The sequence below is a fragment of the Neobacillus sp. SRL179 genome (assembly GCF_984799095.1).
Window position 1 is genome coordinate 1,131,756 of record NZ_OZ481792.1, and the last position, 17,906, is coordinate 1,149,661.

Genomic DNA, 17,906 nt, shown 5'->3' on the forward strand with positions numbered 1-17,906 from the left:
CTCATCATGAAAATCAAAACAAAGTTATTATGGGGCCTTAGTACAAAACCGGTCATTATTATTGTGCTAATTATCAGTGGGTGGTTACAGGTAATAAGTCTAAATAAATTAAGTGTCCAAACAGAAGATAAATATGAATTATCACTTTTAGCTGAACAAATTCAAAAGGGAGTAAAAGATGAAGCCATTAGTTTAAGAAACCTTGTTATTTTTACTGATCCGGACACTCTTCAAAAGGAACTAACCATTTTACAAGCAAATAGTGATGCAGTCACCCACGATATTGATTTATTTGAAACCAGAGTGACTACAAAAGCACAGAGAAATATGCTAGAAAATTTAAAGAAGATTAATAATCAGTTTAATGCTTATAAAGATGAAATTATAAAATTGATTAATAATGGACAAAAAAATGAAGCAGTCAAGTTAATAAATGGGAATGCGCATGCAATCCACGATCAGTATGCTAAAACTATTTCAAAGATAACGATGGATTTGGAAGAAAATATGAATGAATCCTTCTCAAATACTACGAAAGTTACCCAGAAACAGATATGGCTTTCTAGTATTATATCCTTAATATTAGTCATTATTTCAGGGAGCTTTATCGCTAGTATTGTTTGGAAGTTTGCCTCCAGGTTAGGAAATGTTTCAGCCATTATGACAAATATAGCCAATGGAAAAGAAAAGCTTAGTACAAAGGTAGAGGTAAGATCAAATGATGAAATTGATGATGTTGCCAATTCCTTCAATAAGATGGTGGAATCACTTGAAGAACAACTTAACCGAGAACAAGACTTGATTTGGATTAAATCAAATTCGGCAGAAATTACAGCTAGCCTAAGTGGTTCTCACAATCTTGAATCCTTGTCAAGTACGTTCCTATCAAAAATTGTCCCTTTGTTGGAATCTTCTCATGCAGTTTTTTTTGTAAAAGAGCATGATGATGTGAAACCAGCTACTTATAAATTGGCTGGTTCGTATGCATTTAACAAAGGTGAAAACCATCCAGATTCATTTAGGTTGGGAGAAGGACTTGTTGGACAAGCAGCATTTGAAAAGTCCCCGATTATTCTCACTGATGTCCCATCCCATTATTTACGTATTCAATCAGGTCTAGGTGAAACAGCCCCTCTGAATATTTTTATTTTACCCATTATTTTTGAAGGGGATGTAAAAGCTGTTGTAGAATTAGCTTCATTTAAATCGTTAAATACTAAGCAGCAAGCATTATTAGAAGAAGTGATTAATAGCCTTGGAATTATCCTTGAAAGTGCATTAGGAAGAATTCAATTAGCGAAATTGCTTGAAGAGTCTCAGATACTGATGGAGGAAGTTCAAGCACAATCAGAGGAATTACAGTCGCAGCAAGAAGAGCTTAGAGTGACAAACGAAGAGTTAGAGGAGCAAACCTTAGCACTAAGGCACTCAGAGCAAATTCTCCAAACACAACAAGAAGAATTAGAACAGACCAATGCTGATTTAGAGGAAAAAGCGGAGGTTTTAGAAAAGCAAAATAAAATATTTGAATTAACCAACAAGGAAGTAGAAAAGGCACGTGCAGAACTTGAGGAAAAAGCAAAACAACTTGCACTGAATTCAAAATATAAATCAGAGTTTCTAGCCAACATGTCACACGAGCTTCGGACACCACTGAATAGTTTATTAATTCTCTCAAAGTTATTAGCGGATAATTATGAAGGCAATCTTACAGAAAAACAAGTTAAATATTCAAAAACCATCTATTCTTCAGGCAGTGATTTATTGATATTGATTAATGACATTTTAGATTTAGCTAAGATAGAGTCGGGTAAAATGGAGGTAGTGCCTAGTAAGGTTTTAATTAGTGACGTAACGGAATTTGTTGAGAATAGATTTAGACCGATTGCGATCGAAAAGAACCTAGGTTTTAAGATTATTCAAAATAATAACCTTCCAGACTATATTTATAGTGATGAGCAACGGCTGCAGCAAATTCTGAAGAACCTTTTAGCAAATGCCTTTAAGTTTACACATGAAGGTGAGGTTACTTTTGAAATAGGGCTAGCTTTTAAAGATAATCATCACTCTACTTTTTGTTTCTCCATCATTGATACTGGGATTGGAATACCTAAAGAAAAACAAGAATTGATTTTCCAGGCATTTCAACAAGCCGATGGTACAACCAGCCGCAGGTATGGAGGAACGGGGTTAGGATTGTCTATTTGCCGCGAGCTTGCCAGTCTTTTACATGCTGAAATTGAGGTAGAAAGTGATGAAGGGAAAGGAAGCAGGTTTTCCTTATATATTTCTGATTATAATAAGGTAGAAAGCGGAAATTACCCTATTGAATCTATAAATGAAGTGGCTGTTACAAAAGAAATCAATATGGGCGAGCCAACAATAATGGAGGGTAAGGAAACCAATTTATCAGTAGAGTCAAATCCAACACCAATTTCCGCAGATAGGCATAAAGAAATTAAAAGACTATTAATTGTGGATGATGATCTCAATCAAAGGAACAGCTTAATGGAGTTAATAGGTGACAAGAATGTCATCATAAAAGCAGTTTCTAGCAGTACGGAAGCTATGGAAGAGTTAAGGGTAAATAGATTTGACTTTATGATCTTAGATTTAGGGTTAACCGATTATAAAGAGTTTGAATTACTAGAAAAGATTAAGGTTAAGATAGAAAACGAAGGATTAGTGGTGTTTATCTATACTGGACGTGACCTTTCCATAAAAGAAGAGATGACGTTAAAGAAGTATGCTCACACAATTATTATTAAGGATGAACAATCACCACAACGGTTAGAGGATGAACTTGATTTATACTTAAACCCAAGTGAGGAGGGCCTTGATTTTAATCAAATGAATGTACTTAGTCAAACCAGGCCACATACTGGACTTGAGGGAAAAAGAATTCTTTTGGTGGATGATGATGTTCGTAATGTTTATGCCCTTATGAGTTTCCTTGAGCTTTACGATATGGAGATCACTTTTGCAGAGAATGGCAGGGAAAGTATAGAAATACTAGAAAATAACCCGGGCTTTGATTTAGTATTGATGGATATTATGATGCCAGAGATGGACGGTTACGAGGCGATTAGAAGGATTAGGGGAATTCCTGAATTTCAAACCTTGCCCATTATTGCGTTAACGGCAAAAGCTATGAAAGAAGATCGGCAGAAATGTATGGATGCAGGGGCATCTGATTATATTGTCAAACCGTTTGATACGGACCAACTTATTTCTTTGATCAAAGTATGGCTTTATAAGAAGTAAGATGGTACAGAAACCACTATAAATGAACGTTGAGGGAAAGTATGGAAGAATATCAAAAGGAATACCCTGAAGGTCTTGAAAAACTTGAAATCGAATTACTGTTACAAGGGCTCTACTCTTGGTGCGGTTATGATTATCGAAATTATGCTTACCAATCAATCAAAAGAAGGATTTGGCATAGAATTCACGCCGAAAAGTTAAACAGTATTACAGGACTGCTCGAAAAGGTTTTACATGATCAGGCTTGTTTAACGAGGCTAATCGCCGATTTCTCCATTAATGTAACAGAAATGTTCCGTGATCCATTGTTTTTTCTGAATTTCAGGGAGAAGGTTGTCCCCTTGTTACGGACTTACCCATCCATAAGGATTTGGCATGCCGGCTGCTCCACAGGGGAGGAAGTGTATTCCATGGCAATGCTGCTGCAGGAGGAAGGGTTATATGAAAAAGCAAAAATTTATGCAACAGACATTAATACCGATGTTTTAAAAATAGCAAAATCAGGGATATTTCAACTAGACCATATGCGTAAATATACAAATAATTATATTCAAGCAGGTGGTAAAAAGGCATTTTCGGATTATTACAATGTGACAGAAACGGGAGTTAAATTTCATCCCTATTTAACTAAGAATGTCGTCTTTGCACAACATAATTTAGTTACCGATCGTTCTTTTAATGAATTTCATGTGATCTTATGCAGGAATGTATTAATATACTTTAATAAATCTTTACAGGAAAAAGTACACCAACTTTTCTATGATAGCCTAGGTATGTTTGGAATTCTGGGCTTAGGTGATAAAGAGACCATAAACTATACTGGCAAGTCTGATTGTTATGAAGCAATCAGTAAAAGCCATAAGCTATATAAAAAGATAAGATGAAATATTACTAAAGGCCTATTATGGCCTTTTTTTGTTTGTAATATTTAACAATTACCCTCGTTAATTTGTTTTTTTCATAGACCTCTCAATAGGTCTGTTGATTTGCGCTCCAGGCGCTTCGCTTTCCGCGGGCGTGCCGGGGAGCCTCCTCGTCGCTTCGCTCCTGCGGGGTCTCCCCTGCCCCGTACTCCCGCAGGAGTCTTCGCGCCTTCCGCTCCAATCAACAGGTGCATGAAATAAAGAACTTCAGCTTAACAAAAAGTAAAAAATAGTGGTGAAATCAATGTTAAGCCCAAAAAATTTATCTAATGTGATTATTAATATCTATAGAAAACATGAATGTTCTGTTATCTTGACAACCTGACTACAGACAGGAAGTTTAATATTATTAATTTGTACATGATTCAGTTCCTTATTTGAATCGGTTGGACAGTAAGGTCCAACATTTTGGATTTAAGGAGAAGCAGTTTCGCTTGGTTTTAGTTATCTCATAAGCATAATTGTAAGGGCTACCAAAAATCACTGGGGTAATAGCTTATAGAAGATATCTCTCTACTACTAGTTTATTTCTGAAACGGAAATTTACATATAATAAAGTCTGAGATCAAAATGTTTGCCTTAATAACCTCTTATTAAACTACAGTACAACCACCCTGGTGAGTTATAGAGAATACAAGAAATACTATGTATGGAAAGGGTAAACTGACTACTTCACTCCCAATCTAAACAGCCTAAAAATACGGTCAAAGTAGTGACACATCATGTATGGGAAGAGCCAAGGAAAAGATAAGGTTAAATCGCTTTTCTAAATCGGGAAAATGCTTTATAAATTTGGAAAGGAAAACTGTGCAGATTCGAAGGAGTTGCATGTGTTTTGCTATTGCCAGTTACAGGGATTAAAGAAAGCAAGTGAGCAAGCTCTCATAACTGCAGCTTGCCAGAACATGAAAAAGATTGCCATACACATTGCTAGACTTGAAAGTGTGTGTAGTATACCTATGTTGAATTTGCATCCCTGTTGATTGGAGCGGAAGGTGCGTAGACTCCTGCGGGAGTACGGGGCAGGGGAGACCCCGCAGGAGCGAAGCGACGAGGAGGCTCCCCGGCACGCCCGCGGAAAGCGAAGCACCTGGAGCGGAAATCAACAGGCCTATTAGCAGGGACAATCTTTAAATTTGAAATAAAAATAGGTAATTTATTCAATAAAATTAAAAATTGCCCCGAAAAATACCCTTTCTCGACAATCTGAAAGGCCTATTATGGCCTTTTTTTTCTGCTATCGTCCCGATTGATTTAGCATATTATTTTAAATGATTAATAAATAGGACTAGGAATAGGAATATGTTCCTTCCTGGATAGAGATGGTAAAGATAGGAATGACAGGGGATATTCTAATTTGGCAAAATAATGAATAATGAACATATGAAAAAGAGGCAGAAATAGTTGTAAGGGACTATGGAAATGGATAAAACCTCTTGTCGTAAACAACAATTGTTGGAGCCGATTTGGAAAAAGAAAAGGGAATTAGAAAAACTTATCTCAGAATATGGATTGAAGAGTCTAAAAGTATTGAAGTGCAGTCAAGAATTAGATATATTAATATATCAGATTCAAATGATAGACAAACCGAAGAAGAAGAGAGTGCAATCAGCGGAAAAAGTTATATTTAGACCAGAACCAATTTTTAAACATTAAACTCTTAATTAGTGAGAGCACCAACTATTGTGAAAAGGTGAAAATATGGACATAGATCATTACAGTCTTGAAGTACTAAATAAAATAGATTTATTTTTTAAACTATTTAACAATATGTCGGACTTAGTCTATCTTACAAAGGTCGGTGACGATGGCAAGTTTAGGTACATTCTTGCAAATGAACCAGCTAAAAAACTTTCAGGGTTAACATCACAATGCTTTGGTAAACCCCTAAGTGAGGTGCTGCCAGTTGAAGTTTTTAAAATAATCGAAGAAAAGTACTTACAAGCATTATCGACAAAAGAACCAATTACCTATGAGGATAAGTATGCAGTACCACAGGAATTCGACAATAAGGTGGTTACGAAAAACTCTGCAAACGTAGTTTATTGGGAATCAACGATAACACCTGTTTTTAATCAAGAGGGGATATGTACACATATGCTGGCAGTAGTGCGTGACATTACTGACAGAAAAGAAAGAGAAAATGAAATTAACAGAATCAAGGACCGTCTTGAGCTAGTGTGGAACAGTGTTGCGGATGCTATGTATATGTTTGATGTTGATGAAAATTTCGTTTCCGTTAATAAGGCATTTGAAAACCTATTAGGGTGGACGGAAAGAGAAATTATAAATAATCGAAGGATCAGTATTATACCAAAAGACAGCAAAGAGGACTTAAAACAGATTATAGTTAGGGTAAAAAACGGAGAAGTAATACCTTCCCATGAAGTTCAAAGAAAAACTAAGAATGGAAAATTAATTGATGTTTTAGCATCTTACTCGCCTATCTACGATCAAAATGGAAATTGGGCTGGAGCGGTAGCGGTTTATAAGGATATTTCTGAAAGAAAAATATATGAACAAAATTTAAAGTACCTCGCCCTCCATGATTTTTTAACAGGACTGCCCAATAGAATTTACTTTCTAAAGAGACTGAGGGAAGAAATTGACCACTCCAAACAGAAACAAAAGAGGTTAACAGTATTTGCTCTTGATATTGATAAATTTAAAAATATTAACGATACCTTGGGTCATAGCATGGGGGATGAATTACTAAAGGAGTATACTAAACGGGTAAAAGCATGTATTAGACAGCAGGATTTCTTTGCACGAATGGGAGGAGACGAATTTATTGTCTTAATACCTGATTTAGAAGAAAAAATAGTGATAGAAATAGCGGATCGAATCCTCTCCTCTTTCCATACAGAATGGATGGTTGATGGCAAACCAATTACCATTTCTACGAGCATTGGAATTTCGTTTTACACGGAAAATATTAAAGACGAGAACCTCTTGCTTAAACATGCCGACATTGCACTATACAAAGCAAAAGAATCCGGCAGAGGAAACTATCAAATTTACAACAATTAACCGGTGCGTGTACGCCTCAAGTGGACAGTGTCTTTTTGTGGTGTCAGGCACCATTTTCAACTTTTCTTATAAAAATAGGCGTTATTGTGATTGACTTTGACGTTGCGTAAAGGTGTATCGTTGATTTATAAGGAGGTGACTCGAATGGAGTATACAGTGCAGAAGTTGGCCAGCTTGACAGGGGTGAGCACGAGGACACTGCGGTATTATGATGAAATTGGAATTCTTAAGCCGGCAAGAATTAATTCGTCAGGGTATCGGATTTATGGGCAAACGGAGGTTGACAGGCTGCAGCAAATCCTTTTCTACCGGGAGTTGGAGGTTAGCTTGGACAGGATTAAGGAAATAGTAACCTCGCCTTCTTTTAATGGGGCTGCGGCACTTAGAGAACATCGAGAAAAACTCCTTGAGAAAAGGGACCAATTAGAACTACTAATTGCCAATGTCAATAAAACCATTGCCTTAACTGAAGGGAGAGAGAATATGTCTAATCAAGAAAAGTTTGAAGGCTTTAAGAAAAGGATGGTAGAAGAAAACGAGCAAAAATATGGAAAAGAGATTCGTAAAAAATACGGTAACGATGCGGTTGAGCAATCAAATAAAAAAGTATTGAATATGACAGAGGAGCAACATGCTGAAGTTACTGCCTTGGCCGAACAAGTGGCCAAAACCTTAGCTGAGACTTTTAAAACAGGTGACCCAGCTGGTGAGTTAGCACAAAAGGCAGCGGACCTGTTCAAGGCTTTGGCAATGCCAATCCGCTGACGTTGCCCGCCGCTGAATTGGTGCGGATACCTTTTTGCATGGTAGCTGCTTAAGCCGACTACCTCTAGCATTTTACTTACTTGCTTTCTTCTTTCTTCTTTTGTGCCAATCCCATGAACAATTAGTGGCTCTTCAAGAATTTGTTCAATGGAGTGTCTTGGATTTAGCGATGCATAGGGGTCCTGAAACACCATCTGAATATCTCGGCGAATTTTTCTTAACTCCGATTTTGACAAACTTGTAATCTCTTTATCTTCAAAAACAATCTTTCCTTCACTTGCTTCAATTAACCGCATTAGTAATCGCCCTGTTGTTGATTTTCCACAGCCGCTTTCTCCAACAATCCCTAGTGTTTCTCCTTTTCTAACATAAAAGGAGACATCGTCAACTGCCTTAACTTCGCCTTGTTTTCTTCCCAGCAGTCCGCCTGTAATAGGAAAATACTTTTTCAAACCACTTACCTCAAGAAGTAATTCCGACATGCTTGTCACTCCCCTCCTTCAATGTATGTAGGAAACAGCGCACTTCATGTCCGTCTTTTTCCGTTTTAGATAATTCAGGTGATACTTCTAAGCACTTACCAAATACTTCGGCACATCTTGCAGCGAACTTACAGCCTTTTTGGATCGTTCCAGGTGCTGGGACAGTTCCAGGAATGCTGTAAAGTCGTTCTTTTTTTCTTCTTAAGTCTGGGATGGATTTTAATAGACCCTTTGTATATGGATGCTGTGGGTTTTTTAGTATCGTTCTAACGTCACCCTGCTCCACAATTTGCCCTGAGTACATGACTATCACCCGTTCGCAAATTTCTGCTACGACCCCTAAATCATGTGTGATTAGGATGATTGATGTATCGGTCTTTTTATTTAAGTCCTTCATTAATGCTAAAATTTGTGCTTGAATGGTTACATCTAGTGCGGTTGTCGGCTCGTCCGCAATTAACACCTTTGGATTACATGCCATTGCCATCGCAATCATCACACGTTGTCTCATTCCACCAGACAATTGGTGTGGATGCTCTTTGAGGATTCCCTCTGCTCTAGGGATCCCAACAAGTGTTAATAAGTTGATACAGCGGACAAGCGCTTCTCTTTTTGATAGAGCCGTATGTAATTGGATTGCCTCCATTAACTGATTACCTATGACGAAGCCAAAATTAATTATCGCTGATGAGCCTGTCTCAGCACTCGATGTTTCTATCCAGGCACAGGTACTTAACCTCATGAAGGATATCCAAAAGGAGTTCCAGCTGACCTACATATTTATCGCCCATGATTTAGGGGTTGTCCGACATATTAGTGATCGTGTTGGCGTGATGTATTTAGGAAGATTAATAGAATTAAGCGAAAGTGAAGAACTATATGAGAATCCGAAGCATCCATATACGAAGGCACTTCTTTCAGCTGTACCAATCCCAGACCCTGATATCAAAAGAGACACAATTTTAATAGAAGGTGAGATTCCGAGTCCGGCAAATCCTCCTTTAGGCTGTGCCTTCCATACACGTTGTCCTCAAGTGATGGATATTTGTAAAAGAACTAGACCAACAGATCAAAATCAAAATGGTCATTTTGTGGCATGTCATTTATATAACAAATGATTGGCTGCATTTATGATAAAAATACAAAAATAGTGGGGGGAATGCTTATGAAGAACAGATCATTTAAACTGCTGTTGATATCTCTATTAGCAATCAGTATGTTTTTGGTTGGCTGCAACAGTAAAACTAATGAAGAAACAGGTGGCAAGAAGGACCCTGCCTCAGGCAATGAAACAAAAAAGGATACATTGGTCTATGGCCGTGGAGGAGATTCAACTTCTCTTGATCCGATTACAACAACTGAAGGGGAAGCCTTTAAGGTAACCGAAAATATTTATGAAACATTGCTGCAGTATGGTGACCAAGATACCACGATCAATCCAGGACTCGCCGAATCTTGGGAGGTTTCTCCAGATGGTTTAACTTACACTTTTAAGCTTCGTCAAGGCGTTAAATTTCATGACGGCACAGATTTTAATGCAGAAGCAGTTGTTTTCAACTTCGATCGTTGGATGAACGGTAATGCCGACAGCTTCCCTTACTATACCATGTTTGGTGGATATAAAGGAGAAGAAGGTCATGTCATTAAGGAAGTAAAAGCGGTTGATGCAAACACAGTACAATTTGTTTTATTTCGACCACAGGCGCCATTCCTTAAGAACCTCGCGATGTCGCCATTTGGAATTGCCAGCCCAACAGCTGTTAAAAAATATGGTGATAAATTCAGACAAAATCCAGTTGGAACAGGACCATTTAAATTTGTGGAGTGGAAAGAGAACGATACCATTACACTTGAAAAGAATCCTGACTACTGGCAAAAAGGCTTTCCTAAGTTAAGCAAAGTGATTTTCCGGGTCATTCCTGAAAATACTGCCCGTCTGAATGCACTTGCCAATGGTGAGATTGACGTAATGGATGGATTGAACAACTCAGATGAAGCAACCGTTAAAGCGAATGCCAATCTACAAGTGATTGAACGTCCGTCTATGAACGTTGGCTATATTGGCTTAACGACTACACGTAAACCATTTGACAATAAACAAGTTCGTCAAGCTATTAACTACGCTGTTGATAAAAAGTCTATCATCGATGCATTTTATGGCGGAAAGGCACTGCCTGCTGTTAATCCAATGCCTCCGTCCATCGAGGGCTATAATAAGGCTGTTGATCCATATCCATATGATTTAGAAAAAGCCAAGGCATTGTTGAAGGAAGCGGGATACGAAAAAGGATTTGAAATTGACCTATGGGCAATGCCTGTCGCTCGGCCATATATGCCGGAAGCGCAAAAGGTGGCCGAAGTCATTCAAGAAAGTCTAAGTAAAATCAATGTCAAAGCCAAAATCCAATCTGTAGACTGGGCTACTTATTTAGATAAAGCAGCTAAAGGTGAGTTTGATATGTTCATGCTGGGCTGGACAGGTGATAATGGTGATCCGGACAACTTCCTTTACACCTTGCTTGATAAAGACAGCATCGGCAGCAATAACTATTCTCATTATAGTAACGACCAATTACATGATATTTTAATTAAAGCACAAACAGAAACTGATCAGGCTAAGCGTAACAAACTTTACGAAGAAGCCCAAGTAATTATCCATGATGATGCCCCATGGGTTCCACTTGTTCACTCAACACCATTATTAGCAGCAGGGAAGGATGTAGCTAATTACTTGCCGCACCCAACAGGCTCAGAAGCCCTGACCAAAGTTGAATTTAAATAAAAAAGGCAGAAAGGGGAGGGGGTTTTCCCTCCCTTTTTTCTAAAAGAACAGAAAGTGGGTGGGAATTTTGTTTACCTATACAGTCCGCCGGGTGTTCTCTTTAGTACCAGTGTTAATTGGGATGACTCTCGTTGTCTTTGCCATTATCCATGCAATCCCGGGAAATCCAGCTCAAGTCATTCTTGGTCAAAGAGCAACGGCAGAATCGATTGCCACATTAACGAAGGAATTAGGATTGGACAGACCTTGGTACATACAATATGCAGACTATATTAATGCCTTACTACATGGAGATTTAGGAATCTCATTAAGAACAAGGGGTCCAATTAACGAGGAAATTTGGTCCTATCTAGCAGCAACCGCGGAACTAACAATGGCAGCCATGATCATAGCTGTTGTGGTAGGGGTAAATGCCGGAATTGTTAGTGCTTGGTTCTCCAAATCATGGTTTGATTATGTCGCCATGGTACTTGCTCTTATTGGGGTATCACTCCCGATTTTTTGGCTGGGTTTAATGGAGCAATGGATATTTTCCATTGAATTAGGCTGGCTGCCGACAACAGGACGAGAGAATGTAAGAGATCCAGTATCAGCTATTACAAATTTTTATTTAATAGATACCCTCTTACAAGGAAGATTCGATCAGTTTATAGTGGTCCTTAAACACTTAGTTTTGCCAAGCTTGGCTCTAGCAACCATTCCTATGGCGATCATTGCTAGAATGACCCGTGCTACCATGCTCGAGGTGATGAAGTCTGACTATGTTCGAACTGCTAGGGCTAAGGGGCTCCGGATGTTCTGGGTAGTATACAAGCATTCCTTAAAAAATGCAATTATTCCAGTCCTAACGATCATTGGTTTGCAAACCGGACTTCTTTTAGGTGGAGCCATCTTAACTGAAACTATATTTGGCTGGCCGGGAATTGGCAGATATTTATATGATGCAATTGGTTATCGTGATTATCCAGTAATTCAATCAGGAATTTTGATAATCGCAGCAATCTTCGTGCTCATTAATTTAGTCGTGGATTTGTTATATGTTTTTGTGGATCCTAGAATTAAATATACGAAATAGAGGAGGGACAAAAGTGGCTGAACTTGCAAAAAACGCAGCAGATATTTCTCTGAAAGCTGTAGAGGAAAAACTGATACCCCCATGGCAGGAAGCATGGATTTCATTTTATAAAAACCGATTGGCATTCGCGGGCTTGGGAATTGTCGTCTTTTTTATCATTCTAGCTCTGATTGCCCCACTAATTGCACCCTATAGTTTTAAAGAACAAGTGTTGGCAGATCGAATGCTCCCCCCCTCAAGTGAACATTGGTTTGGTACAGATGACTTTGGGCGTGATATTTTTTCTCGGATCGTTTATGGTGCGAGAATATCTTTATGGGTTGGCTTCTTCTCAGTTTTAGGATCCGTTGTCTTTGGCACAATTTTAGGAATTGTTGCCGGATATTACGGGCGCTGGATCGATGCAATTATCTCACGGGTTTTTGACATAATGCTCGCATTTCCGAGTATTTTATTAGCGATTGCTGTTGTTGCTATTCTTGGACCCTCGCTAAGAAATGCATTGATCGCCATTGCTGTTATTAATATCCCAAACTTTGGCCGTCTCGTTCGTTCAAAAGTATTAAGTATCAAACAGGAAGAATATATTTTGGCTGCACGAGCCGTCGGGATGAGAGATTCACGAATTCTCTTTCGACATATATTACCAAACAGTATTTCACCGGTAATTGTCCAAGCTACTCTGGCAATTGCCACCTCTATTATCGAAGCAGCGGCCCTTGGATTTCTGGGAATGGGAGCCCAAGCACCGACCCCTGAGTGGGGGAAAATGCTAGCGGATTCAAAGAATTACATTACGCAGGCACCCTGGACACTATTTTTCCCAGGAATAGCGATCATGCTGACAGTACTTGGATTTAATTTAATGGGCGATGGGCTGAGGGATGTTCTTGATCCGAAAATGAAAAACTAAGCCAATTTACAGACTCCTGTTTGGGAGTCTTTTTATATGAAGCTTAATAGATTATCGGATATGTGCTTATGAATATCATTGTTTTTATTGAGGTGTAAAGACTATAATTATGATAAAATATTTCACATTCAAGCTAAAAATTGTCATGTTTTCTGATGTTAAGGGGGGGAATCATCTTTGGTGAGCCGTGATGTTTCTTTAAAAGAGATGAGTATAGTTTTTATAGGTTTTATGGGTGTAGGGAAAACTACAATTGGTAAAGCCGTCGCGAAAAAACTTTATCGCGATTTTGTCGATATAGATGCAGAAATTGAAAAAGAATACAATATGCCGGTTTCTCAGATTTTTAAAACAATTGGCGAAAAAGCATTTCGGGAAAGAGAAAAAAGTTTAATAAAAGATTTTTGCAGCAGGAAGATGAAGATCATTTCCGTTGGTGGAGGCGCCTTTTTACAAGAAGAAATAAGACAAATTTGTCTTTCTACCTGTCTTGTTTTTTTCCTCGATTTATCATGGGATAACTGGAAGGATCGGATTAGTCTTTTAATTGACAGCCGCCCAATTCTACAAGGGAAAACGATAGATGAAATTGAGGAGCTCTTTTACAATCGCCAAGTAATTTATGCCGAACATCACTCTAAAGTAGTAACCGATAATCATGATGCAGAAGAAGTAGCTGATTATATTGTAGAATCATTAAAGTTAGCTTGGGAACTGGATGTATAAATAGAAAAGCAATAAAAGGAAAATGGAGTAGGGGAAAATGAAAAGAACAATTACCGTTAAAGGAATAACACTTGGTGAAGGTGCTCCAAAGATCTGTGTTCCATTGGTAGGAACGACTTTAACTCAATTGGTAGAAGAAGCGAACTATTTAAAAACACTTGATTTAGATGTTGTCGAATGGCGTGTTGACTTCTTTGAACAAGTTGAAAAAATGGAGAAAGTGATCGAAGCGCTAAAGGAAATTCGTGCTATTCTTTCCGAGGTACCTCTTGTTTTCACATTCCGCAGTGCAAAAGAAGGCGGCGAGAAGGAAGTCAGCACAGTTTTTTACTTTGAATTAAACAAAGCAATTGCCGCTGCTGGTTTAGTAGATATTGTTGATGTTGAACTATTTAATGATGAAGAAGAAGTGAAGTCACTTATTAAAATAGCACACGAACACAATGTTTATGTTATTATCTCTAACCATGATTTTCATAAGACCCCTGCTAAAGAAGAGATTGTGTCTCGTTTACAGAAGGCACAAGAATTAGGCGGGGATCTGCCAAAAATAGCTGTGATGCCTACTAACACTGCGGATGTATTAACTCTCTTAGATGCAACCAATACAATGAACGAACTGTACGCTGACAGACCTTTTATTACCATGTCAATGGCAGGCAAGGGTGTCATCAGCCGTTTAGCCGGCGAAATATTTGGCTCGGCTCTTACGTTTGGGGCAGCTAAAAAAGCATCTGCACCAGGACAAGTATCAGTTAAGGAATTACGAAGCATATTAGATTTGTTACATGCAAGCTTATAATAAGGTGATGAAGCACTCATATCGAGTGTTTTTTTTATTCTAGTAAAAGAAAATGATTAACTATACAAATTTATTTATTCACGTTAAACTATATGTAAACATATAATTCCAATATGAAAGGTAGGAATTTTAAATGACAGAAACGATTCGTTCAATTCCTCGTCCACTTGTAAAAACAAATCAGTGGATTATTGTAATAAGTGTGGTGGTTACTTGGGTATCTGGCTTGGAGTGGTTATTATTGATTCCATTGCTTTCGGGACTTAGTGGTCTTCTTTTCGGTTTTAATCCAATCATGCAGCTAGCAAAGCTATTTTTAAAGAAAGATCCGAAGTCATACATTCCTGAGGACTGGGAGCAACAGCAATTTAACCAGACAATTGCCGTTACATGTCTTGGAATTGGTTTTCTAAGCTTTTTGATGGGATGGAATACGGTAGGCTATATTTTTACAATTCTTGTAGCCGTTGCGGCATTTGTTGCCATTTTAGGATTCTGTATCGGTTGTTTCATACATTTTCAATGGAAACAATATAAATATAAACGCACACTTCAATAAGCTGGTCCTCGCGAAAAAGATGCATGCTGCCCATTGTCAGGGTATTATGCATCTTTTTTTCTTTATATGCATAGTCACTGTATAATCTAACAGGGTAAAATGTAAGCGTTTTCAACTAAAAAGGCGTTAATTTTTTAGTTTGAATGAAATTTCAGGCAATTTAGTTATTGAATAATTATATATTAGTATGTATAATAATTCATTATAAAGTAACGCAGGAGATGAGTAAGAGTGAAGGTAGGTATTATTGGTGGAACAGGTTATGGAGCAATTGAGTTAACGCGATTAATTAATCAGCATCCATTATTAGAGATTGGGTCAGTTGTTTCGAACTCTCAAGCAGGGTTTGGCTTTAATGATGTCTATCCACATCTTACAAATACAATTGAGCAGCCACTAGAAACATTTAATGCAGACCGTTTAGCAGAAGAGAATGATCTTGTTTTTTTGGCAACCCCATCAGGTGTCAGCAGTAAATATGTACCACAGCTACTGGAAAAAGGAATGAAGTGTATCGACTTATCCGGTGATTTTCGTCTTAGGTCTGCTGAAGAATACGAAACATGGTATAAACATACACCTCCTGAAGAGAAATCCTTAAGCAAGGCAGCATATGGTTTATGTGAAATATATAAAAAAGAGATTCAACACACTAATTTAATAGCCAATCCAGGCTGTTATCCGACAGCAACCAATCTTGGGTTATTACCAATATTAAAATCAAAATTAGCCGATGAAACATCCATTATCATTGATGCGAAATCAGGTGTTTCTGGTGCCGGCAGGGGATTATCATTAACCTCTCATTTTGCTGAAATAAATGAGAATTTTAAAGCTTATAAATTGGGAAAACATCAACATATCCCTGAAATAGAACAAGTTCTTTCTGATGAGACAGGCAACCCCATAACGGTTACATTTACTACACACCTTGTTCCAATGACGAGAGGAATCATGTGTACGATGTATGTGAATTTGAAAGATAAAATTTCAACAAAAAAAGTTATCGATTTATATAAACAATTTTACCAAGAGTCTCATTTTATAAGAGTGCGGCCTGAAGGAAATCTCCCTTCAACAAAGGAAGTGCTTGGGTCGAATTATTGTGATCTTGGCTTACATGTAGATGAACGAACAAATCGCTTAACGATTATCTCTGTCATCGACAATCTAGTCAAAGGGGCTGCAGGTCAAGCTATACAAAATGTAAACATCATGAATGGGTGGGATGAGCAAACTGGGCTCACCGATATCCCGGTATATCCATAAAAATAAATAATAATAATTTTCTAGTTTAATAACCTGGTTTAAATGAGAACAATGGACGTCAAAGGGGGAAATCAAATTGACACAAGCTACGTCAAGCAGCGAGATCGTTGTTTTAGATGATGAAAGCATAACCTTACCAAAGGGATATAGTGCTGGGGGCCTGCACTGTGGGGTTAAAAGAAAAAAACTGGACCTGGGGTACATTGCTTCTGAGATTCCGGCAACCGTAGCAGGAGTATATACAACCAACGTTTTTCAAGCCGCACCATTATTAGTAACACAAGAGAGTATCGCAAAAGAAAATAAAATTCAGGCCATTCTTGTAAATTCCGGAAATGCCAATGCTTGTACAGGGGATCAGGGCATAGCTGATGCTTTTGAGATGCAAAAGGATTTTGCATCGGAATTGGGAATAGAAGACCATCTCGTAGCTGTGACCTCCACTGGTGTCATAGGTGAACTTCTCCCTATGGATAAAATAAAAGCAGGGATTAAACAACTTCTTCAAGTTAACCATAAAGATGAAATGAGATTTATGGAAGCAATATTAACAACAGATACTTGCGTAAAGCATTTAGGAGTTCAACTGAAAATTGATGGTAAAACGGTTAGTATTGGCGGCACATCCAAGGGATCAGGAATGATTCATCCTAACATGGCCACTATGCTTGGATTTGTGACAACCGATGCAAATATTGCCCATGATGACTTATTAGCTGCACTTCGAGATGTAACCAACCAAACATTCAACATGATCACTGTAGATGGCGATACAAGTACCAATGATATGGTCCTTGTAATGGCAAATGGTCTAGCAGAAAATAATCAACTGACGAAAGACCACCCAGAATGGAATACTTTTAAACAAGGGTTGAGTATTGTTTGTGAAGCACTTGCTAAAAAAATTGCTAGAGATGGTGAGGGTGCTACCAAGTTAGTAGAGGTCCAGGTAAATGGTTCCTATAGTCACAATGCCGCAAGAGCGGTTGGGAAATCAATTATTTCTTCTAATCTTGTAAAAACGGCCATCTATGGAAAGGATCCCAATTGGGGAAGAATTGTAACAGCCATTGGTTATAGCGGCGTGCCGGTTGAACCAAATGCTATAAAAGTATCCATTGGGCCATTTACAGTCTTTGAAAATGGATTGCCAAGTCAATTTATGGAAGAAGAAGTAAAGGAATACTTAGAATCCGACACTATAAAATTATTCGTTGAATTAAATCAAGGTGATTACAGTGCAACGGCCTGGGGATGCGATTTAACATACGATTACGTGAAAATCAATGCATCTTACCGCACTTAATGGAGGGGTG

The 17,906-nt window shown here is 38.1% G+C and carries 12 protein-coding genes and 4 pseudogenes; 14 read left to right on the forward strand and 2 right to left on the reverse strand.

Going from position 1 to position 17,906, the window contains the following annotated elements; all coding sequences use genetic code 11:
• Positions 1–6 precede the first annotated feature (6 nt).
• The 5 genes and pseudogenes from AC4E8C_RS05505 to AC4E8C_RS05525 all read left to right on the forward strand — a co-directional run.
• On the forward strand, positions 7–3,264 hold the full coding sequence (locus tag AC4E8C_RS05505) for a response regulator (RefSeq protein ID WP_490210925.1): 3,258 nt from the start codon (positions 7–9) through the stop codon (positions 3,262–3,264).
• 41 nt (positions 3,265–3,305) lie between these two features.
• Positions 3,306–4,148: a CheR family methyltransferase gene (locus AC4E8C_RS05510; protein WP_490210926.1), complete on the forward strand. Its 843-nt coding sequence runs from the start codon at positions 3,306–3,308 to the stop codon at positions 4,146–4,148.
• Positions 4,149–5,609: 1,461 nt separating this feature from the next.
• Positions 5,610–5,843 (forward strand): Spo0E family sporulation regulatory protein-aspartic acid phosphatase, encoded by a 234-nt coding sequence (locus AC4E8C_RS05515; RefSeq protein ID WP_490210928.1) that lies wholly within the window; start codon positions 5,610–5,612, stop codon positions 5,841–5,843.
• A gap of 45 nt (positions 5,844–5,888) precedes the next feature.
• On the forward strand, positions 5,889–7,217 hold the full coding sequence (locus AC4E8C_RS05520; RefSeq protein ID WP_490210930.1) for a PAS domain-containing protein: 1,329 nt from the start codon (positions 5,889–5,891) through the stop codon (positions 7,215–7,217).
• 144 nt (positions 7,218–7,361) lie between these two features.
• Positions 7,362–7,958: pseudogene (locus AC4E8C_RS05525) on the forward strand (MerR family transcriptional regulator); the annotation flags it as partial.
• On the opposite strand, the pseudogene AC4E8C_RS05530 reads toward AC4E8C_RS05525, so the two are convergent.
• A pseudogene (locus tag AC4E8C_RS05530) lies at positions 7,955–8,464 on the reverse strand (ATP-binding cassette domain-containing protein); the annotation flags it as partial. The pseudogenes AC4E8C_RS05525 and AC4E8C_RS05530 sit on opposite strands and share 4 nt — an antisense overlap.
• A pseudogene (locus AC4E8C_RS05535) lies at positions 8,445–9,131 on the reverse strand (ABC transporter ATP-binding protein); the annotation flags it as partial. The pseudogenes AC4E8C_RS05535 and AC4E8C_RS05530, both read right to left, overlap by 20 nt.
• Here AC4E8C_RS05535 and AC4E8C_RS05540 point away from each other — a divergent pair.
• The 9 genes and pseudogenes from AC4E8C_RS05540 to argJ form a co-directional block, all read left to right on the forward strand.
• Positions 9,124–9,582: pseudogene (locus tag AC4E8C_RS05540) on the forward strand (oligopeptide/dipeptide ABC transporter ATP-binding protein); the annotation flags it as partial. The pseudogenes AC4E8C_RS05535 and AC4E8C_RS05540 sit on opposite strands and share 8 nt — an antisense overlap.
• A 47-nt stretch (positions 9,583–9,629) precedes the next feature.
• The gene (locus AC4E8C_RS05545; protein WP_490210931.1) at positions 9,630–11,246 is read left to right on the forward strand and encodes an ABC transporter substrate-binding protein; all 1,617 of its coding nucleotides are present in this window, start codon (positions 9,630–9,632) and stop codon (positions 11,244–11,246) included.
• 67 nt (positions 11,247–11,313) lie between these two features.
• Positions 11,314–12,321 carry an ABC transporter permease gene (locus tag AC4E8C_RS05550; RefSeq protein ID WP_490210933.1) on the forward strand — a complete coding sequence of 336 codons (1,008 nt, stop codon included), beginning with the start codon at positions 11,314–11,316 and terminating at the stop codon, positions 12,319–12,321.
• A gap of 13 nt (positions 12,322–12,334) precedes the next feature.
• The gene (gene nikC, locus AC4E8C_RS05555; protein ID WP_490210935.1) at positions 12,335–13,234 is read left to right on the forward strand and encodes a nickel transporter permease; all 900 of its coding nucleotides are present in this window, start codon (positions 12,335–12,337) and stop codon (positions 13,232–13,234) included.
• Between the two features lie 207 nt (positions 13,235–13,441).
• Positions 13,442–13,960, forward strand: a complete 519-nt coding sequence (locus tag AC4E8C_RS05560) for a shikimate kinase (RefSeq protein ID WP_490212481.1) — start codon at positions 13,442–13,444, stop codon at positions 13,958–13,960.
• Between the two features lie 37 nt (positions 13,961–13,997).
• Positions 13,998–14,762 carry a type I 3-dehydroquinate dehydratase gene (gene aroD, locus AC4E8C_RS05565; RefSeq protein ID WP_490210937.1) on the forward strand — a complete coding sequence of 255 codons (765 nt, stop codon included), beginning with the start codon at positions 13,998–14,000 and terminating at the stop codon, positions 14,760–14,762.
• Positions 14,763–14,895: 133 nt separating this feature from the next.
• On the forward strand, positions 14,896–15,321 hold the full coding sequence (locus AC4E8C_RS05570; protein WP_490210939.1) for a DUF4395 domain-containing protein: 426 nt from the start codon (positions 14,896–14,898) through the stop codon (positions 15,319–15,321).
• 231 nt (positions 15,322–15,552) lie between these two features.
• On the forward strand, positions 15,553–16,590 hold the full coding sequence (gene argC, locus AC4E8C_RS05575; RefSeq protein ID WP_490210941.1) for an N-acetyl-gamma-glutamyl-phosphate reductase: 1,038 nt from the start codon (positions 15,553–15,555) through the stop codon (positions 16,588–16,590).
• Positions 16,591–16,666: 76 nt separating this feature from the next.
• Entirely contained in the window at positions 16,667–17,896 is a 1,230-nt protein-coding gene (gene argJ, locus AC4E8C_RS05580; protein ID WP_490210943.1) for a bifunctional ornithine acetyltransferase/N-acetylglutamate synthase, read from the forward strand.
• Positions 17,897–17,906 lie beyond the last annotated feature (10 nt).

Coding starts and splice junctions, on each gene's coding strand:
- AC4E8C_RS05505 (WP_490210925.1), top strand. CDS start 7: ATGAAAATCAAAACAAAGTTATTATGGGGCCTTAGTACAAAACCGGTC.
- AC4E8C_RS05510 (WP_490210926.1), top strand. CDS start 3,306: ATGGAAGAATATCAAAAGGAATACCCTGAAGGTCTTGAAAAACTTGAA.
- AC4E8C_RS05515 (WP_490210928.1), top strand. CDS start 5,610: ATGGATAAAACCTCTTGTCGTAAACAACAATTGTTGGAGCCGATTTGG.
- AC4E8C_RS05520 (WP_490210930.1), top strand. CDS start 5,889: ATGGACATAGATCATTACAGTCTTGAAGTACTAAATAAAATAGATTTA.
- AC4E8C_RS05545 (WP_490210931.1), top strand. CDS start 9,630: ATGAAGAACAGATCATTTAAACTGCTGTTGATATCTCTATTAGCAATC.
- AC4E8C_RS05560 (WP_490212481.1), top strand. CDS start 13,442: ATGAGTATAGTTTTTATAGGTTTTATGGGTGTAGGGAAAACTACAATT.
- aroD (WP_490210937.1), top strand. CDS start 13,998: ATGAAAAGAACAATTACCGTTAAAGGAATAACACTTGGTGAAGGTGCT.
- AC4E8C_RS05570 (WP_490210939.1), top strand. CDS start 14,896: ATGACAGAAACGATTCGTTCAATTCCTCGTCCACTTGTAAAAACAAAT.